Genomic DNA, 16,117 nt, shown 5'->3' with positions numbered 1-16,117 from the left:
TTCACGCATCGTGGCGCATTGGGCGCAGCAACAGCCGGACCGGGTCGCGCTCGACCATCTCGGCGACCGGCGCACATGGGCCGAACTTGAGGCCCGCACCAACCGGCTGGCCCGGGCCTATCAGGCGCTGGGGGTCAAGGCCGATGATTTTGTCACCATCGCCCTGCCGAATGGCTGCGAATTTGTCGAAGCGTGCCTCGCCACGTGGAAACTCGGCGCCACGCCGCAGCCGATCTCGGCCAAGCTGCCCAAGTTCGAACGCGACCAGATCATCGAGTTGGGCAAGCCCACGCTCGTGGTCGGTGTCGACGCAGAAGAGTATGCCCCGACGCCCTGCCTGCAGAAGGACTTTGCGCCCGACGCCGGCCGGTCCGACGCGCCCCTGCCGGAGCGCACGGCCAAATCCTTTAAGGCCATGACATCCGGCGGCTCGACCGGGCGGCCGAAACTGATCGTGTCGAAACTGCCCGCCGCTTGGGACCCGGATGACGCCTATCTCGAGATCACCAATCAGGGGACCATGCTGATCCCCGGTCCACTATATCACAATGGCCCTTTCCTCTGGGCCATGATCGCTCTGTTCAAGGGCTGTACGATTGTCATCACGACGCGGTTCGATGCCGAACAGGTGCTGGAGCGCATCGAGACGATGGGCGTCGATATTGCCTATCTCGTGCCGACCATGATGCGGCGCATCTGGGCCCTGCCCGAAGAGGTGCGCACGACTTATGACCTGTCCAGCCTGCGCGCGGTCTGGCACCTCGCCGCGCCCTGCCCGGCCTGGCTGAAAGAGGCCTTTATCGAGTGGCTCGGCGCCGACGTTATATGGGAACTCTATGGTGGCACGGAAGGGCAGGGGTCGACCACGATCCAGGGCGCCGACTGGCTCACCCATCGCGGCTCGGTCGGGCGGCCCGTGGAGACCTGCGAGATGAAGATCGTCGGCGAGAATGGCGAGACGCTGCCGCCCGGCGAGGTCGGCGAAGTCTATATGCGCCCGCATTCGGGGCCAGGCACGACCTATGAATACCTTGGCGCCGAAGCCAAGATCATCGAAGGCGGCTGGGAAAGCCTCGGCGATCTTGGCTGGATGGATGCCGAAGGATTCCTCTACCTCTCCGACCGCCTGTCAGACATGATCCTGTCGGGCGGCGCGAACATCTATCCGGCGGAAGTCGAAGCCGCGCTTGATGCCTTTCCCGGCGTGCGCTCGTCTGCTGTCATCGGCCTGCCCGATGAAGACCTCGGCGCGCGCCTGCATGCCATCGTCGATTTCCCGGAAGGCAAGACAGATGAGGCGGCCCTGCTCGCCCACCTCGCCGAACGCCTTGTGCGCTACAAGATCCCGCGTTCCATCGAATGGGTGTGCGAACCCCTGCGCGACGATGCCGGCAAGGTGCGCCGCAAGGCGCTGCGCGAGACGCGGCTGACCCAGGCAGAAACGGCGGGCTGACGCGTCAGGCGTCGGGCTCAGGCACGTCGCGGCGTTTCGTATACAGGATCAGCAGGGCGACCAGCCCGATACTCGTGCCCTGGCTCGAGAAAAGCTCCAGCATGCCGGCGAAGAACCAGCTCGGGATGGCGGCTCGCGCCTGCGCCTCGATCAGGATGTCGCCATCGCCCTTGCCGAGCAGTTCGGCATTCGCCGCTTCGATCTTGGCCTGCAGGTCGTCACGGCGGCGGGCGAGGCCGAGCTCGTTCTGCGCATCGCGATAGGGTTTCTGTTCCGTGCGCCCGACGCGTTCGACTTCCGAAATGTAGGCTTCCAGTCCTTCGACAGAGCGCGTTTCCGGCGGGATGCCGGCCAACTGGACCCGCCAGTCGCCCAGCTGTTGTTCCAGCAGGGTACGGTTTGACCCTGCCGTTGTGATCTCGGCCTCGGAAGCCTGGTTGTTGGCAGCGATATACATCTGCGTGCCGAGAATGCTGGTGCCGGCGCCGGCCAGCGCAAAGAGCAAGGCGCGGACACCTTCCTTCATGCGCTTGTTGGCGGTGTGCCAGTAGAAGAAGGTGAAGCCGCCGAACGAGATCACGGCCGCAATCACCCCGGTCCAGCCCCAGATCCTCGCCTGCAGCGGATCGGCCACCGAACTGGAAAACGCTTGGTAATTGGCAAAGCCTGACAGGGCCGCGGCACTGAGCCCCGCGCCAAGGAAGACAAGCGCCAGCAGGGTGATGATGATCCGCTCGCCAAGATTGCGATGCGGGCGGGGAGGCCGCGGAGGCACACGGTCGACCGCACCGAGCAAATGCACCTTGGGTCCAGATGACGCTACAGCGCCGGGTTGAGCCCGGAGTGCGACACCGAATTCCTGTTCATCATCTGGAGGCGAAATACGCCCAAATGTGATCTCGGAGCTTTCAAGCCTTCGAACCAGGTCTTCGAACGACCCATGCTCATTACAATTGCTGCACCGGAAAGTGTACTTCCTCAGGTCGAGGGAAAGACTGTTTTCCTCGGTCGCCCTGCACTCCTCTGTCAGAACGCACAGGATTTTGAGCAGCGTCTCGTCCTGGCTGGCCTCGAGATCGAGACCGAGCTCGCCGAGCCGCTTGACCGACGAGAGACGACGTTCATCGGACATGTGGTCGCCTCCCATTATCAAGCTTTCGGATTCGCCAGTATTTGTGCATTTACCCGAAACTTTGCATGCGCGTCACCCCCACGCATCACACCTGTGTCAGGGCTGAGGATTAGACCTTTCCGGAAGGCCTGACGGGCCTTAAGTAAGTGTTAATAGGCCCGGCCTGAGAATGCCTTGCAGAACGCACGGGCCCGTCGGCCGTTTGGGAGACAACACATATGATACCTCGTTCGCTGGCCATCCCGAAAACGTGGAAGACGTTCAATGGGGCAAGTTTCTTTTCCGCCTTTGGATATCCGGCCCTCGGCGTCGCCCTGTTCACGACCATGGTCGTGCTTGGCATCGTGCTCAGCGAGCTGACACTGCGCTGGTGGTATTTCCCGCTGGCCTTCGGCGTCGTCGTCCTCTCCGTCTTCATGTGCAATCTCGGCATCGGGCCGCTGCACCGCATCCTCCAGCACCGCGCGGGTGAGTTGAAGGCGCCTGCGCAGTTCCTGACGATGATGAACTTGATGCTGGCCATGCAGGGCAATGTGAAGGACTGGGTCAACTATCATTCCCAGCACCATCGCTTTGCGGACGCGCCCGGCGACCCGCACAATCCCTTCGAGTCCAAGCGCTGGGCCTGGGTCGGCTGGATTCTCTGGCGCGACAAGCAGGACACTGACCGCCCGATCGCGATGTGGCTGAAAGACCAGCCCGTGATCGTCTGGATGGACCGGTTCTACAACGAGCTGAGCCTTGTCGTGCATCTGGTCATTCCGGCTGTGATCTATCTGATCGTGTGGGCCACAGGCGGGTCGCTCGTGCTCACCGCGATCATCCATGCCAGCGTCGTCATCGGTCGTGCCATACAGTTCCACGCCACGGTCTATGGCATCAACGTGCTCGGCCACCTCAAGACGCCGATCTGGGCCGATCACCTGATGGCCCTGCTGACCGGCGGCGAAGCCTTCCACGACCACCACCATGACGCGCCCCAAAGCGCCCTGCATCGCCCCCGCAAGGGCGTCTGGAACCGGATCGTCGACTATAATGGCACCATCCTGCTCGCCTTTGAAAAAATCGGCTGGGTCAAGAACCTGAAGATCGCGCCGCAGTTCGCCTGACCGTTTTATGAATTCCAGCTGAACCAGCCCGCCTTTCAAAAGGCGGGCTTTTTCTTGGCTTCGGCACAGGTCGGCCACAGGTGCGCCCCAATCTTCAGCAATCTTTGCCCGGACCGAAGGCTGGGGAGCCGATGCAACAGGGAAGGGACGCCCCGATGAAATCCACACTCCTGACACTCGCCATGACCGGCCTCGGCCTCGCCATGGTCCTCCCCGCCGCCGCCAAGCCGGCCCCGGACCCCACCCCGACCGCAGGCTCGGTACACTCCTACATCCTGCTCGACCGCACCGGCTCGATGAGCGACATCTGGGACGAGGCGCTCGGCTCAGTGAACGCCTATGCCGCCAGTGTCGGCGAGGCCGATGAAGGCGAGATCGAAGGCGCCGACATCAAGACGGCGGTGACGCTCGCCGTGTTCGACTACCAGGAATCGCTGCAGTTTGACGTGCTCCGCAAGGGCGTGACGTCCGAGACATGGATCGATGTCACCAATGACGAAGCCAATCCGCGCGGCATGACGCCCCTGTTCGATGCCATCGGCCGGGTCGTGTCACTCGCCGAAGCGGACAAGCCGGAAAAGGCCGTCATCGTCATCATGACCGACGGATACGAAAACTCGTCCAAGGAAATCACCCGAGACGGTGCGAAAGCCGCGCTCGACCGGGCCAAGGCCAATGGTTGGGAAGTCGTCTTCCTGGGCGCTGAATTTGCCAGCTTCGGTGATGCCGATGCCGTCGGCATGAGCGCCTCGAAGACCATGGCTGTCGGCCAGGGCCGCATGCAGGAATCGATGTCGGCGCTCGCCAAGAAATCGCGCGCCTATGGCAAGGGCGAGGAAGCCGAAATCGTTTTTGATGAATCAGACCGCGCGACTGCCGGCGAGGAAGACGTCAAGGATCGGACGGGCCAGTAACTGGCTTCGGGGCGGCCCAGCCTTCCGGTCACTCGTCCTGAAGAAAAAAGCCCGCCCGGATTGCTCCGGACGGGCTTTGTTTTTTCGCTGCAACTGGGTTCAGCGCGGCGCCATGCGGATCGCGCCGTCAAGGCGGACGTCTTCACCGTTGAAGTAGCCGTTGCGGCACATTTCCACGGCCAGCGAGGCGTATTCGTCTGGATTGCCGAGGCGGGCAGGGTGCGGCACCTGTGCGCCAAGCGCCTGGCGTACGGGCTCGGGAGCACCGGCCAGCAGGGGCGTATCGAAGATGCCGGGCAGGATTGTGTTGACCCGGATCAGTTCACGGCTGAGATCGCGCGCGATTGGCAGGGTCATGCCGACAACGCCGCCCTTGGAAGCAGAATAGGAGGCCTGGCCGATCTGGCCGTCTTCAGCCGCCACGGAGGCCGTGTTGACGATTGCGCCGCGCTCGCCGTCGACCGGGTCGAGCGTCATCATGCCCGCGGCCGATTTGGCGATACAGCGGAACGTGCCGACAAGGTTTATCTGGATAATCATGTTGAACTTGTCGAGCGGGAAGTGGCTGATCTCGCCTGTCTTCTTGTCACGGCTGGCCGTCTTGATCGCGTTGCCAGTGCCGGCGCAGTTGATCAGGATACGTTCCTGGCCGATGGCGGCGCGGGATTTGGCAAAGCCGGCATCGACCGACGCATCGTCGGTCACGTTGACCTCGCAGAAGACACCGCCGAGTTCCTTGGCGAGCGCTTCGCCTTTTTCGGCATTGAGGTCGAACAAGGCGACTTTCGCGCCCATGCCGGCAAGCTTGCGCGCGGTCGCTGCGCCGAGGCCGGACGCGCCGCCCGTAATGACGGCGGATATGCTGGAATCGATTTTCATGGGGCACTGCCCTCCCTGGTTTTCGTGAGACTGGGCCTGTGTCTATAATGGTCTGAGGAGTTCGCAATGACTGACGCAGCGGAAATTATAAATACGGTTCGCGGCAAGGACGGCACGTACCTGCCAAAGAGCATCGAGCGCGACGCGCGCGTGTCGCGCGGCCTTGTTCCCAAGCTGATGCGGGTCATCAGCCGGGTCCCGTTCGCCGATGATCTGGTTGCCGCCTGGTATGCGGCCCGCGATCCGCTGACGCCGATTAAGGCGAAGGCCGTACTGTATGCCGCCGTTGCCTATTTCGTGATGCCCGCGGATTTGCTGCCGGACATGATTGTCGGTCTGGGATTTACCGATGACGCAACCGTTCTGGCCACTGCGCTCGGCGTGGTCGGCATGTATGTGAAAGAACGTCACCGCCGCATGGCCCGGCGCCTGCTGCGCCTGCCCGAACCGGTCAAGGATCAGGAATAGGCATATGGACGGGGCACAAATCTCACTTTTCGGCGCGCTGGCGCTCGGTTTGGTTTACGGCGCGGCGTTCTGCTATCGCGGGAAGGGGCCCGTCGCCCTGCTGGTTAAGACCGGGTCGACGGCCCTGTTGGCGCTATGGGCCTATCTGGCTGGCAGCCCTGTGCTGCTCGTGGCCGCGCTGGCCCTGAGCTCCGCCGGGGATGCTTTTCTCGCCCTCGAAGGCGAGCGCTGGCTGAAGCCCGGCATGGCAGCCTTCTTCCTTGCCCATGCGACCTATGTCGCCCTGTTCTGGGGGCTGGAGGCGACGCCGCGCGATATTCTCAATTCGTCCGCGCAGGTTGTCCTCGTGTTCGCCGGGGCGGGTTTTGCGCGCTGGCTGTCGCCCTGGCTGGGCGAAATGCGCTGGCCGGTCTTTGCCTATACCGCGGTCATCCTGATGATGGGCGCGGCGGCCCTGAGGCTCGATCCTGTCTACTGGCCGGTCACGCTGGGCGCGATCATGTTCATCGCCTCAGACATGATCCTGTCGCTACAGCTCTTTCGCAAGCCCGCGGACCAGCCGGTTGGCACGGTCTCATCGCTTGGCGTCTGGACGCTCTATTTCGGTGGTCAGGCCCTGATCGCCTGGGGTATGTTGAACGCGCTGGCCTAGCGCGGTCTGTCGCCGTCGATCGTGGCGCGGCGCATGTGGCGGCGGTGGCCGTGATAATCATTGAGGGCATAATGCCAGACGCAGCGATTGTCCCACATGGTGACGTCGCCTGCCTGCCAGCGTATGCGGCAGATGCTACGCTCTTCCTTTGATAGGTCGAACAGATAGTTCAGCAGGGGCCGGCTTTCCTTGCGGCTCCAGCCGGCAAAGCGCAGCGTGAAGGCCGGGTTCACGTAAAGTCCCTTGCGGCCCGTTTCCGGATGCGTCCGCACGACCGGGTGCTCATATTCGGGTGCGTCGGGCGCGGCGGTGGCATCCATCGACTGGCGGACGGCGGCAGAATAGCCGTCGGCGCCATATTCCTTGCTGGCCGTATGGACAGCGGTCATGCCCGCCAGTGTCTTTTGCAGGCCGGGAGAGAGGCGGTCATAGGCCGCCTGCTGGTCGGCGAACAGCGTGTCCCCGCCATAGGGCGGCACTTCGAGCGCATGCAGGATGGAGCCGAGGGCAGGTTCCTCCAGGAAACTCATGTCGGAATGCCAGCCGCCGCCGAAATTGGTCTTTTCTTCCGGCTCCTTGATGATTTCCAGCAGTTCCGGGTGGCCGTTCATGCCCTTCACGTAGGGGTGGATGTTCAGCGTGCCGAAGCGGCGGGCGAAGGCCTTGTGCTGGTCCGGCGTCAAGCCGTGCTGGCCGCGCAGGATGATGACCTTGAAATCGAGGAAGGCCTGATGGACGGCGTCGAACTCTGAATTCGACAGGTCTTGTCTCAGGTCCACGCCGTGGATTTCTGCGCCGAGTGTGCCGGTAAGAGGCTGGATAGTCATGCTCATGTTGCGAGTGAACCATCGGCAGGGGGGCGATGCAAGAATGTCGTTTGCGCCCCGAGGCGAAATATGAGACAGACGCGGCGGGCCACATGCCCCCAACGGCATGCAGCCTATCTGTGAGGATAGGAGTAAAACAGATGACGACTACCGCCAAACCCGGCGTGCTGCCAGCATGCACACATTTTTCATCCGGCCCGACGGCAAAACGTCCCGGATTTTCCCTTCAAAAACTTGAAACTGCCGCCCTTGGCCGTTCGCACCGTTCCGGCGATGCGAAGAAGAAGCTGAAGGCCGCGATTGATCGCTCCAAGGCGATCCTCGGCATTCCTGACGATTACCGCGTTGCCATTGTGCCCGCTTCTGACACCGGTGCAGTCGAGATGTGCATGTGGTCCATGCTCGGCGCGAAACCGGTCGACGTGTTCGCTTGGGAAAGCTTCGGCCAGGATTGGGTGACCGACGCCACCAAGCAATTGAAGCTTGAAAACTGCAACACCTATGTCGGTGAGTATGGCGAGCTGCCGCCCTTCGAAAAGGCGCGCGACGATGCCGACATCATCTTCACCTGGAACGGCACCACATCCGGTGTGCGCGTCCCGAATGCGGACTGGATCAAGCCAAACCCTGACCGCGTCGTTATCTGTGATGCAACATCCGCCGCCTTCGCGCAGGACATCGAATGGGAAAAGCTCGATGTCATCACATATAGCTGGCAAAAATGCCTCGGCGGGGAAGCCGCCCACGGCATGCTGGTGCTCAGCCCCCGCGCCGTTGCCCGTCTCGAAAGCTACACGCCGGACCGTGCCCTGCCGAAACTGTTCCGCATGACCAAGGGCGGCAAGATCGACGAAGCCCTGTTCGAGGGCGCGACGATCAACACGCCAAGCATGCTGTGCGTCGAAGACTATCTTCAGGCGCTCGACTGGTGCGAGAGCCTTGGCGGCTGGAAGGGGCTCCAGAAGCGCTCCAATGAGAGCCTCGCTACGCTGACCGACTGGGTCGCCAAAACCGACTGGGTCGACTTCCTCTGCCCGGACGCCTCTGTGCGTTCGAACACGGGCGTCACGTTCAGGATCACCGATCCGCGTGTCGCAAGCATGGATGAGGCCGGCCAGCGCGATTTCGTCAAGCGCATGATGAAGCGCCTCGAAACCGAAAACGCCTGCTTCGATGCAGCCGGTTATGCCAAGGCCCCTCCGGGCCTGCGCATCTGGTGCGGTGGATCGGTTGAGCCGTCGAATGTCGCGGCGCTGACGCCGTGGCTCGACTGGGCCTTCGCCGAAGAAGCCGCCAGCCTCTAAGCGCTTTCTCCCGCGCCCTCGTCCTTCAGCTTCGCTCAGGATGAGGGCGCTCGGAAATCCCCATAAGCAGGCTCATCCTGAGCGACGTCAAAGGAGAGCCGGGCCACGCGCCCCGAATCACAAAGAGAAACCGAAATGCCCAAAGTCCTCATCGGAGACAAACTCTCCCCCGCCGCTGTTGAAATCTTCCACGCGCGCGGCATCGAAACCGTCACCAAGGTTGGTTTGAATACGGAAGACCTGATCAAGGAAATCGCTGAATATGACGGCCTTGTCGTCCGTTCGGCCTGCAAGCCGAATGCTGACGTGATCGCGGCGGCCAAGAACCTGAAAGTCATTGGCCGCGCCGGTATCGGCGTTGACAATATCGACATCAAGGAGGCGACCGCCAAGGGCGTCGTGGTCATGAACACGCCCTTCGGCAACGCCATCACCACGGCTGAGCATGCCATTGCCATGATGTTCGCCGCCGCCCGGCAGATCCCGGCCGCCAACGCCGAGACGCAAGCTGGCAAATGGCCAAAGTCCGGCTATATGGGGATCGAGGTCAGCTACAAGACGCTGGGCCTGATCGGTTGCGGTAATATCGGCAGCCGCGTCGCCGAACGCGCCATCGGCCTGAAGATGAAAGTCGTGGCCTATGACCCGTTCCTGACGGAGGAACGCGCTGTCGAACTGGGCGTCGAGAAGGTCGAACTGGAAGACCTGCTGAAGCGCGCCGACGTGATCACGCTGCACGTGCCGCTGACAGACCAGACCCGCAACGTACTCTCACGCGAAAACCTCGCCAAGACGAAGAAGGGCCTGATCCTGGTCAACTGCGCCCGCGGCGGCCTGGTTGACGAAGAGGCTGTCGCCGAGATGCTCGAAAGCGGCCACCTTGCGGGTGCGGCTTTTGATGTGTTCGCGGTGGAGCCGGCCAAGGAAAACATCCTGTTCGGCAAGAAGAACTTCATTGCCACGCCACACCTTGGCGCAGCAACCAGCGAAGCCCAGGAAAATGTCGCGCTTCAGGTCGCCGAGCAGATGTCGGACTATCTCCTGTCGGGCGCCGTCACCAACGCGCTCAACATGCCGTCGATCACCGCCGAGGAAGCCCCGCGCATAAAGCCGTTCGCAGGCCTCGCCGAGAAGCTCGGCTCCTTCGCCGGGCAGATCTCGGACTATGGCTATGAGGAAGTGGTCATCGAATATGAGGGCGAGGTCGCAGACCTCAACCGCAAGCCGCTGACCGCAGCCTTGCTGGCTGGCCTGCTGCGCGCGTCGCGCGGCGATGTGAACATGGTGTCGGCCCCGGCGATCCTCGCCGACAGCGGCGTCAAGCTGACCGAAACCAAGACTGAGGTCAGCCCCGTCTATGACAGCCTGATCCGCGTCAAGGTGAAGACCAAGGCGACGAAGAATGCCCCGGAAGGCGGCTGGCGGACGCTCGCCGGAACGCTCATCGCCGGGCAACCGCGTATCGTCGAGGTCAAGGGCATGGCGTTGGAGGGCGATTTCTCGCCGGTCACGCTTTACGTCAACAATCTCGACAAGCCGGGCTTTATTGGCGCCCTTGGCCAGATGTTGGGCGAGGCGAAGGTCAATATCGCGACCTTCCACCTCGGGCGCACAGAAGCCGGAGGCGAAGCGATTGCCCTGATCGGTATCGATTCTGTGCCCGGGGATTCGTTCGTGACGAAGCTCGAGGCGCTGCCTCAGGTGCGCTACGCCAAAGTCCTGACTTTCTAGGCCATCCAGGCCTGAATAATTGAGATGCAATCGGGGCGGGCTGTCATTGAGGCAGCCCGCCTCCAGTTAAGGGCTCCAGACACAAAAGGAGCCTCAGATGGCAAAGATCGCTATCGTCTATCATTCCGGCTTCGGCCACACCGGCAAAGTGGCTGAGCATGTTCGCATTGGCGCCCGGGATCTGCCGGGTGCCGACGTCACCCTTTACAAGGCCGATGATCTCACCAGTCCGGATGCCGGCCCATGGAATGAACTCAGGGCCGCTGACGCGACAATTTTCGGCGCGCCGACCTATATGGGCTCTGCGTCCGCGGTGTTTAAGCAATTCATGGAAGCCAGTTCCAAGGCCTGATTCACACATGGCTGGAAAGACAAGATAGCCGCCGGGTTTACCAATTCCGGCTCGCTCTACGGCGACAAGTCCTCGACCCTGCAGCAGTTTTCGACCCTCGCGGCCCAGCATGGCATGGTCTGGGTCGGCACCGGCATGATGCCCGGCTACAATGCCTCCACCAAGGATATCAATGCCTTGCACAACCGCGTGAGCTTCACGCTTGGCCTCGGCGTGAAGTCGCTGACCGACCTGCCGGCCGAACAGACCCCCGACCGCTTCGACCTTGAGACTGCGGAAATGTTCGGACAGCGTGTCTCCGAAGCCACCCTTCGCTGGGTTCGTGGCAAGGCTTGACGGAACCAGGTTGACGGCGTGGTGTTTAGGCCCTTGTTCGGGTCGAACACGCCTATTGGGGGAATCACCATGCACCGCGCCATACTCAGTTTTTCTTGTATCCTGGCTTTCGCAGGCCAGGCCTCCGCCGACCTTCTCGACGAGGCGCGTCTCGGCGTCATGCAGCACAATATTTGCGTGCAGGACTGCAACAATTCGGACAAGGAAGACGGGCCGAACATCAACGGTGAGCTCGTTTTCAAGTCGCCGGATTTCCTGTCGATCATCTGGGCGCCGCGTCCCTATGTGATGGCGAGCGCCAACACTGCCGGAAACACCAGCTTTGGTGCGGTGGGCCTGGTCTGGAACTGGCACTTTGCTGAGAACTGGTCGCTCGAAGCCGGCGAAGGCTATGCGATCCATGACGGCACGCTGGAAAGCCCGTTCCCGCAGGGCGACCCGCGCGGGGATGCTTTTACCGAGGAAAACGTCCTTCTCGGCTCGCGCGACCTGTTCCGCACGTCGTTCGCCCTGAATTACAGCTTCAATGAACGCTGGGGCGGCCAGGTCATGTATGAGCATCTCAGCCATGGTCAGATCATCGGTAACGGACGCAACCAGGGCCTCGACAATCTCGGCGTCCGAGTCATCTACGCCTTCGGTCACTAGGCGTTCGCCACGCCTTGGCGTTGCGATACCCCTTGCGCTGAATAAGGTTCCTGCCACTCTCTCCTGAAAAATCAGGAGGAAGTGATGCCAGACAAGCATGTTGTCGTTATCGGTGCAGGCCTTGGCGGTTTGGCAGCTGCGATCAAGCTGCAGGAAGCCGGATATGATTTCACCCTGCTGGAACAGGGTGACCGCGTCGGCGGCACCTGGGCGGCGAATACCTATCCCGGCTGCGCCTGTGATGTTCAGGTCGCGCTGTATCAACTTTCCTTCGCCCAATCCATGGCCTGGACACGGCTTTATCCCCAGCAGGAAGAGATCCAGGCCTATGCCGAGGAGGTCACCGACCGCTTCCAGTTGCGCCCCAACCTTCACCTGAATGAAGGCGCGGACTCGGCTGTCTGGAGCGATGCGGACAAGAAGTGGACTGTCACCACGACCAAGGGCCGCAAGATCGAAGCCGATGCCGTCATCGGTGCCCTTGGCCAGCTCAACCGTCCGTTCTGGCCGGACATTCCCGGTCTCGACACATTCAAAGGGCCGAAAATGCATTCAGCCGGCTGGGACCATTCCGTCGACTTCAAGGGCAAGCGCGTTGGCGTCGTGGGCTCGGCGGCCAGCGCCGTTCAACTGATCCCGCAAGTCGCGCTGGAAGCATCCAATGTCGGCGTGTTCCAGCGCTCAGCCAACTGGATGGTTCCGCGCAATGACCGGGAAATCACGCCGGAAGAAATGGCGCTGATGTTCACGGTTCCGGAAAAGGCGGCGGAGTTCGCGGCGATCAACCGCAACATCCTCTACGAAAATGCCGACTATTTCTTCTGGCAGGCATTCCAGTGGACGCCGGAAGGGCGCGCCTTCTTTACACGCCAGGCGACGGACCATCTGAACGCGCAGGTGCCGGATGCGGAACTGCGGAAGAAACTGACGCCGAACTATCCTGTCGGCTGTCGTCGCATTCTGATCGCGGATGATTTCTATCCGACCCTGATGCGCGACAATGTCGACCTGATCACCGATCCAATCGCGGAAATCGTGCCAGAAGGCATTCGTACCACGGACGGCGTGCTGCACGAGTATGACATTCTGGTTTTTGCCACCGGGTTCGAGACCACCGGCTGGCACTGGTCGGTCGACGTCGTCGGGCAGGGGGGCGTGTCGATTGAGGAGACCTGGGCGGATGGACCGGAAGCCTATCTCGGCATCACCGTCGCGGACTTCCCGAACTTCTTCGTCCTCTACGGGCCGAATACCAATCTGGGGCACAATTCGATCACCTTCATGCTGGAACGCCAGGTCGAGTATACGATCAAGGCTCTGAACAAGCTGGACGAAGCGGGCGCCGTCGCCATGGCGCCGAACCGGGCCGTGCAGGACAGGTTCAACAAGGACCTGCAGGCCCGTCTGGGCAAGACAGTCTGGGCCGATCCCGCCTGCAACAGTTGGTACAAGACCGATGGTGGCAAGATCACCCAGAACTGGTCGGATCACACCCGCGCCTATGCGGATGCCGTCGCCTCTGTCGATCTCGAGGACTACGATCTCGTCAAGTAGGTTCGAAAGTACATAAAAACGCGCTCGAAAACAGCGTCTGGCCCCTTGCTTTTCGGGCCAGACTCCTGCCCTTGTCGCGGCGGCTGAACACGGGAGTTCTATATGTCAGGTGTCGTCGTCGTAGGCGCCCAATGGGGCGATGAAGGCAAGGGCAAGATCGTCGACTGGCTGTCGAGCCGGGCCGATGTCGTGGTGCGTTTCCAGGGCGGTCACAATGCCGGCCATACGTTGGTCATTGATGGCAAAGTGTTCAAGCTCGCGCTGCTGCCGTCTGGCCTTGTGCGAGGGGGCAAGCTCTCGGTGATCGGCAACGGCGTAGTGGTCGATCCGTGGCACATGCTGACGGAAATTGACGGAATCCGCGCGCAAGGCGTTGAAGTCACGCCTGACAATCTCGTCCTTGCTGACAATGCCTCGCTGATCCTGCCATGGCACAAGGACATCGATGCGGCGCGGGAAGGGGCCCTTGGCGCCGCCCAGATCGGCACCACCAAGCGGGGCATCGGCCCGGCGTACGAAGACCGAGTCGGTCGCCGCGCCATCCGCGTCGCCGATCTTGCCGATCCCGCCGCCCTCGACATGAAGATCGAGCGGCTGCTGGCGCACCATCGCCCGCTGCGGACGGGCCTCGACCTGCCCGAACCGGATGGCGCCCAGCTCAAGGCCGATCTCCTGAAGATCGCGCCGCAGATTCTCGCCTATGCGCAGCCGGTCTGGAAACTGCTCGACGAACAGGTCCGCCGCGGTCGGCGTATCCTGTTCGAGGGCGCCCAGGGTGTGATGCTCGACGTCGACCACGGCACCTATCCGTTCGTGACCTCTTCCAATGTCGTGGCAGGCAATGCCTCGGCAGGCTCCGGCGTCGGGCCGGGCGCGATTTCCTATGTTCTGGGCCTCGCCAAGGCATATACAACGCGCGTCGGCGCCGGCCCGTTCCCGACCGAGCTGCACGACGAGATCGGCGAGCGCCTCGGCCGTATCGGCAAGGAAGTCGGCGTCAATACGGGCCGGGCCCGCCGCTGCGGCTGGTTTGACAGCGTGATGGTCCGCCAGGCTTGCATCACGAGCGGCGTCACTGGTCTTGCCCTGACAAAGCTCGACGTGCTCGACGGTTTTGACGAGATCAAGGTTTGCGTCGCCTATCGCCTGCACGGCAAGGAAATCGACTATTTTCCGGCTGGCCTGACCGACCAGGCTGCCGTTGAGCCGGTCTACGAAACCATTGAAGGCTGGAAAGGCTCGACAGCGGGCGCCCGCAGCTGGGCCGACCTGCCAGCCGAGGCCGTGAAATACGTCCGCCGCCTTGAAGAACTCGTCGGCAAGCCCTGCGCCTTGGTCTCGACGTCGCCGGAACGCGAAGATGTCATCCTGATGCGCGACCCGTTCGAAGCCTGACGACCGGCTGGATCGGGCATTGATTTTGGAACGCTGTGCGCGTTAGCTGGGGTCAATGAACCAGAGCGTGGAGATGCCCGATGTTTCGTTTGAAAACCTGTCTTGCCGCGGCGCTTTGTGCTCTTGCCGTGGGATGCGCCTTTGGTTCGAATGAAGCGCTGATACCGGCTGAAGACGTCGTCCTGCCGCTTGGCGCCTTCACGTTGGCCGACACCTACGTCCAGAATAGCGACGACCCGACCCTGTGGGACCGATCCGGAAACGAAGGTGCCTATGAGCATTATACACTTCGTCAGGAAGCCAATGGCTATTGGCTGGACGAGACGTTCTGGCTGGTGTTCGCGAGCCTGGACGACGGGTCGGACGAATACCTGATGCAGGTTGCGACACCGGAAGAGAGTGTCGATGGCGGCTATGTCTACAATTACGCGGTGGGCAAAATAGTCGGCGAGCGCCTGTTCATTAAGCTGCCCGATTGTGATGACCTGCCGATCGACATGATCAATGAACTCGAGCTGGATGCTGATTGCACGCTCACAACCTATGCGGGCCTTAAGCGCGCCGTTGCCGAGACAAAGGGCGCCATCAGCTACACGACATATTACCAGCTGCGTTGAGCAGCGCCTTCGCAGACTCCCTTGGTGACAGGGGAGGTGGCATTGGGCCTGATACGAGGTGAAAACCCCATATCAGGAGAGCCTAAAACGACTCACACGCCTCACGAACTTGCCGCAGAATTTCCCGAAGCGGTCGACAAGATTCATGAAATCAAGACGTCGAACCCGCATTTTGCGCGTCTTGCCGACGAGTATCATGACGTCAACCGCCATATCCACCGACATGAGAGCGGCGTCCAGCCGGCGAGCGAAACCCACGAGACGGAGCTGCGAAAGCGTCGGATCGTCCTCAAGGACGAACTCTACGCGATATTGCAAGCCTGATCTTCCTAGGATGGAAACCGAGCGCTTGCTGCAACCGCCAAGTTAACCATTGTGCGTGCGCAGCCAGAGTAAGATATCGCAAAGTGTACAGTGAATAAGGTCTTCCAGGAACTGGTTTAAAAGGCCTGGAAGCATGATGTCCTCAGTATTTGATAAGCCTGTCAGGGCTGAGCAGCGCAGCGAGACGCGCCTGAATGACTTCATTCGCAAACCGGGCATTCTACACGTCCTGTTAACACTCGCGGCCTGTTCACTGTCGATAGGCGCCGTCCTGTTAGAGCGCCGTACGCTCACTCTGCAACATAGTTCATGGCCTTGAAGAAGTTCCAGCATTCTTGGGGCGTGAAGAGGGAGCAGATGTCGCCGACGGCTTTAACGATGTCGTCAAAGGTACGGGCAGCTGCCGCTCGCAAGTGAGCTTT

The 16,117-nt window shown here is 61.6% G+C and carries 15 protein-coding genes and 2 pseudogenes; 13 read left to right on the top strand and 4 right to left on the bottom strand.

Features of this window, described 5'->3' with window-relative positions; all coding sequences use genetic code 11:
* On the top strand, window positions 1-1,453 hold a 1,453-nt coding region (locus ACESNB_RS09785), incomplete at its 5' end, for an AMP-binding protein (RefSeq protein ID WP_373006738.1).
* Window positions 1,454-1,457: 4 nt separating this feature from the next.
* On the opposite strand, the gene ACESNB_RS09780 is transcribed toward ACESNB_RS09785, so the two are convergent.
* Window positions 1,458-2,585: a hypothetical protein gene (locus tag ACESNB_RS09780; RefSeq protein WP_373006736.1), complete on the bottom strand. Its 1,128-nt coding sequence runs from the start codon at window positions 2,583-2,585 to the stop codon at window positions 1,458-1,460.
* A 218-nt stretch (window positions 2,586-2,803) separates the two neighbouring features.
* Between ACESNB_RS09780 and ACESNB_RS09775 the strand changes: the two genes are divergently transcribed.
* Both ACESNB_RS09775 and ACESNB_RS09770 read left to right on the top strand, forming a co-directional pair.
* A complete protein-coding gene (locus ACESNB_RS09775) occupies window positions 2,804-3,694 on the top strand; it encodes an acyl-CoA desaturase (protein WP_373006734.1) in 891 nt (296 codons plus the stop codon).
* Between the two features lie 155 nt (window positions 3,695-3,849).
* Window positions 3,850-4,608: a VWA domain-containing protein gene (locus ACESNB_RS09770; protein WP_373006732.1), complete on the top strand. Its 759-nt coding sequence runs from the start codon at window positions 3,850-3,852 to the stop codon at window positions 4,606-4,608.
* Between the two features lie 99 nt (window positions 4,609-4,707).
* Here ACESNB_RS09770 and ACESNB_RS09765 read toward each other — a convergent pair whose 3' ends face one another.
* Entirely contained in the window at window positions 4,708-5,487 is a 780-nt protein-coding gene (locus tag ACESNB_RS09765) for an SDR family NAD(P)-dependent oxidoreductase (protein ID WP_373006730.1), read from the bottom strand.
* 66 nt (window positions 5,488-5,553) lie between these two features.
* Between ACESNB_RS09765 and ACESNB_RS09760 the strand changes: the two genes are divergently transcribed.
* Both ACESNB_RS09760 and ACESNB_RS09755 read left to right on the top strand, forming a co-directional pair.
* Entirely contained in the window at window positions 5,554-5,955 is a 402-nt protein-coding gene (locus ACESNB_RS09760) for a YkvA family protein (RefSeq protein ID WP_373006728.1), read from the top strand.
* Window positions 5,956-5,959: 4 nt separating this feature from the next.
* On the top strand, window positions 5,960-6,607 hold the full coding sequence (locus tag ACESNB_RS09755; RefSeq protein WP_373006726.1) for a lysoplasmalogenase: 648 nt from the start codon (window positions 5,960-5,962) through the stop codon (window positions 6,605-6,607).
* On the opposite strand, the gene ACESNB_RS09750 is transcribed toward ACESNB_RS09755, so the two are convergent.
* On the bottom strand, window positions 6,604-7,434 hold the full coding sequence (locus ACESNB_RS09750) for a TauD/TfdA dioxygenase family protein (protein WP_373006724.1): 831 nt from the start codon (window positions 7,432-7,434) through the stop codon (window positions 6,604-6,606). The two genes, ACESNB_RS09755 and ACESNB_RS09750, sit on opposite strands and share 4 nt — an antisense overlap.
* A 140-nt stretch (window positions 7,435-7,574) precedes the next feature.
* Between ACESNB_RS09750 and ACESNB_RS09745 the strand changes: the two genes are divergently transcribed.
* The 8 genes and pseudogenes from ACESNB_RS09745 (at window position 7,575) to ACESNB_RS09710 (ending at window position 15,695) form a co-directional block, all read left to right on the top strand.
* Window positions 7,575-8,738, top strand: coding sequence for a phosphoserine transaminase (locus ACESNB_RS09745; RefSeq protein WP_373006722.1), 1,164 nt, complete (start codon window positions 7,575-7,577; stop codon window positions 8,736-8,738).
* 135 nt (window positions 8,739-8,873) lie between these two features.
* Window positions 8,874-10,469: a phosphoglycerate dehydrogenase gene (gene serA / locus ACESNB_RS09740; RefSeq protein WP_373006720.1), complete on the top strand. Its 1,596-nt coding sequence runs from the start codon at window positions 8,874-8,876 to the stop codon at window positions 10,467-10,469.
* Window positions 10,470-10,566: 97 nt separating this feature from the next.
* Window positions 10,567-11,157: pseudogene (locus tag ACESNB_RS09735) on the top strand (flavodoxin family protein).
* A 69-nt stretch (window positions 11,158-11,226) separates the two neighbouring features.
* Entirely contained in the window at window positions 11,227-11,805 is a 579-nt protein-coding gene (locus tag ACESNB_RS09730) for an acyloxyacyl hydrolase (RefSeq protein WP_373006718.1), read from the top strand.
* Window positions 11,806-11,889: 84 nt separating this feature from the next.
* On the top strand, window positions 11,890-13,359 hold the full coding sequence (locus ACESNB_RS09725; protein ID WP_373006716.1) for a flavin-containing monooxygenase: 1,470 nt from the start codon (window positions 11,890-11,892) through the stop codon (window positions 13,357-13,359).
* 102 nt (window positions 13,360-13,461) lie between these two features.
* Window positions 13,462-14,754: an adenylosuccinate synthase gene (locus ACESNB_RS09720; RefSeq protein WP_373006714.1), complete on the top strand. Its 1,293-nt coding sequence runs from the start codon at window positions 13,462-13,464 to the stop codon at window positions 14,752-14,754.
* Between the two features lie 80 nt (window positions 14,755-14,834).
* Entirely contained in the window at window positions 14,835-15,371 is a 537-nt protein-coding gene (locus ACESNB_RS09715; protein ID WP_373006712.1) for a hypothetical protein, read from the top strand.
* A gap of 42 nt (window positions 15,372-15,413) precedes the next feature.
* On the top strand, window positions 15,414-15,695 hold the full coding sequence (locus ACESNB_RS09710) for a YdcH family protein (protein WP_373006710.1): 282 nt from the start codon (window positions 15,414-15,416) through the stop codon (window positions 15,693-15,695).
* A gap of 290 nt (window positions 15,696-15,985) precedes the next feature.
* On the opposite strand, the pseudogene ACESNB_RS09705 reads toward ACESNB_RS09710, so the two are convergent.
* Window positions 15,986-16,117: pseudogene (locus ACESNB_RS09705) on the bottom strand (IS630 family transposase); the annotation flags it as partial.

Source organism: Hyphomonas sp., assembly GCF_041689225.1.
Taxonomy (GTDB): Bacteria; Pseudomonadota; Alphaproteobacteria; order Caulobacterales; family Hyphomonadaceae; genus Hyphomonas.
Note: the sequence above shows the minus strand (reverse complement) of the source record. Positions and strands in the feature narration are given on the sequence as shown.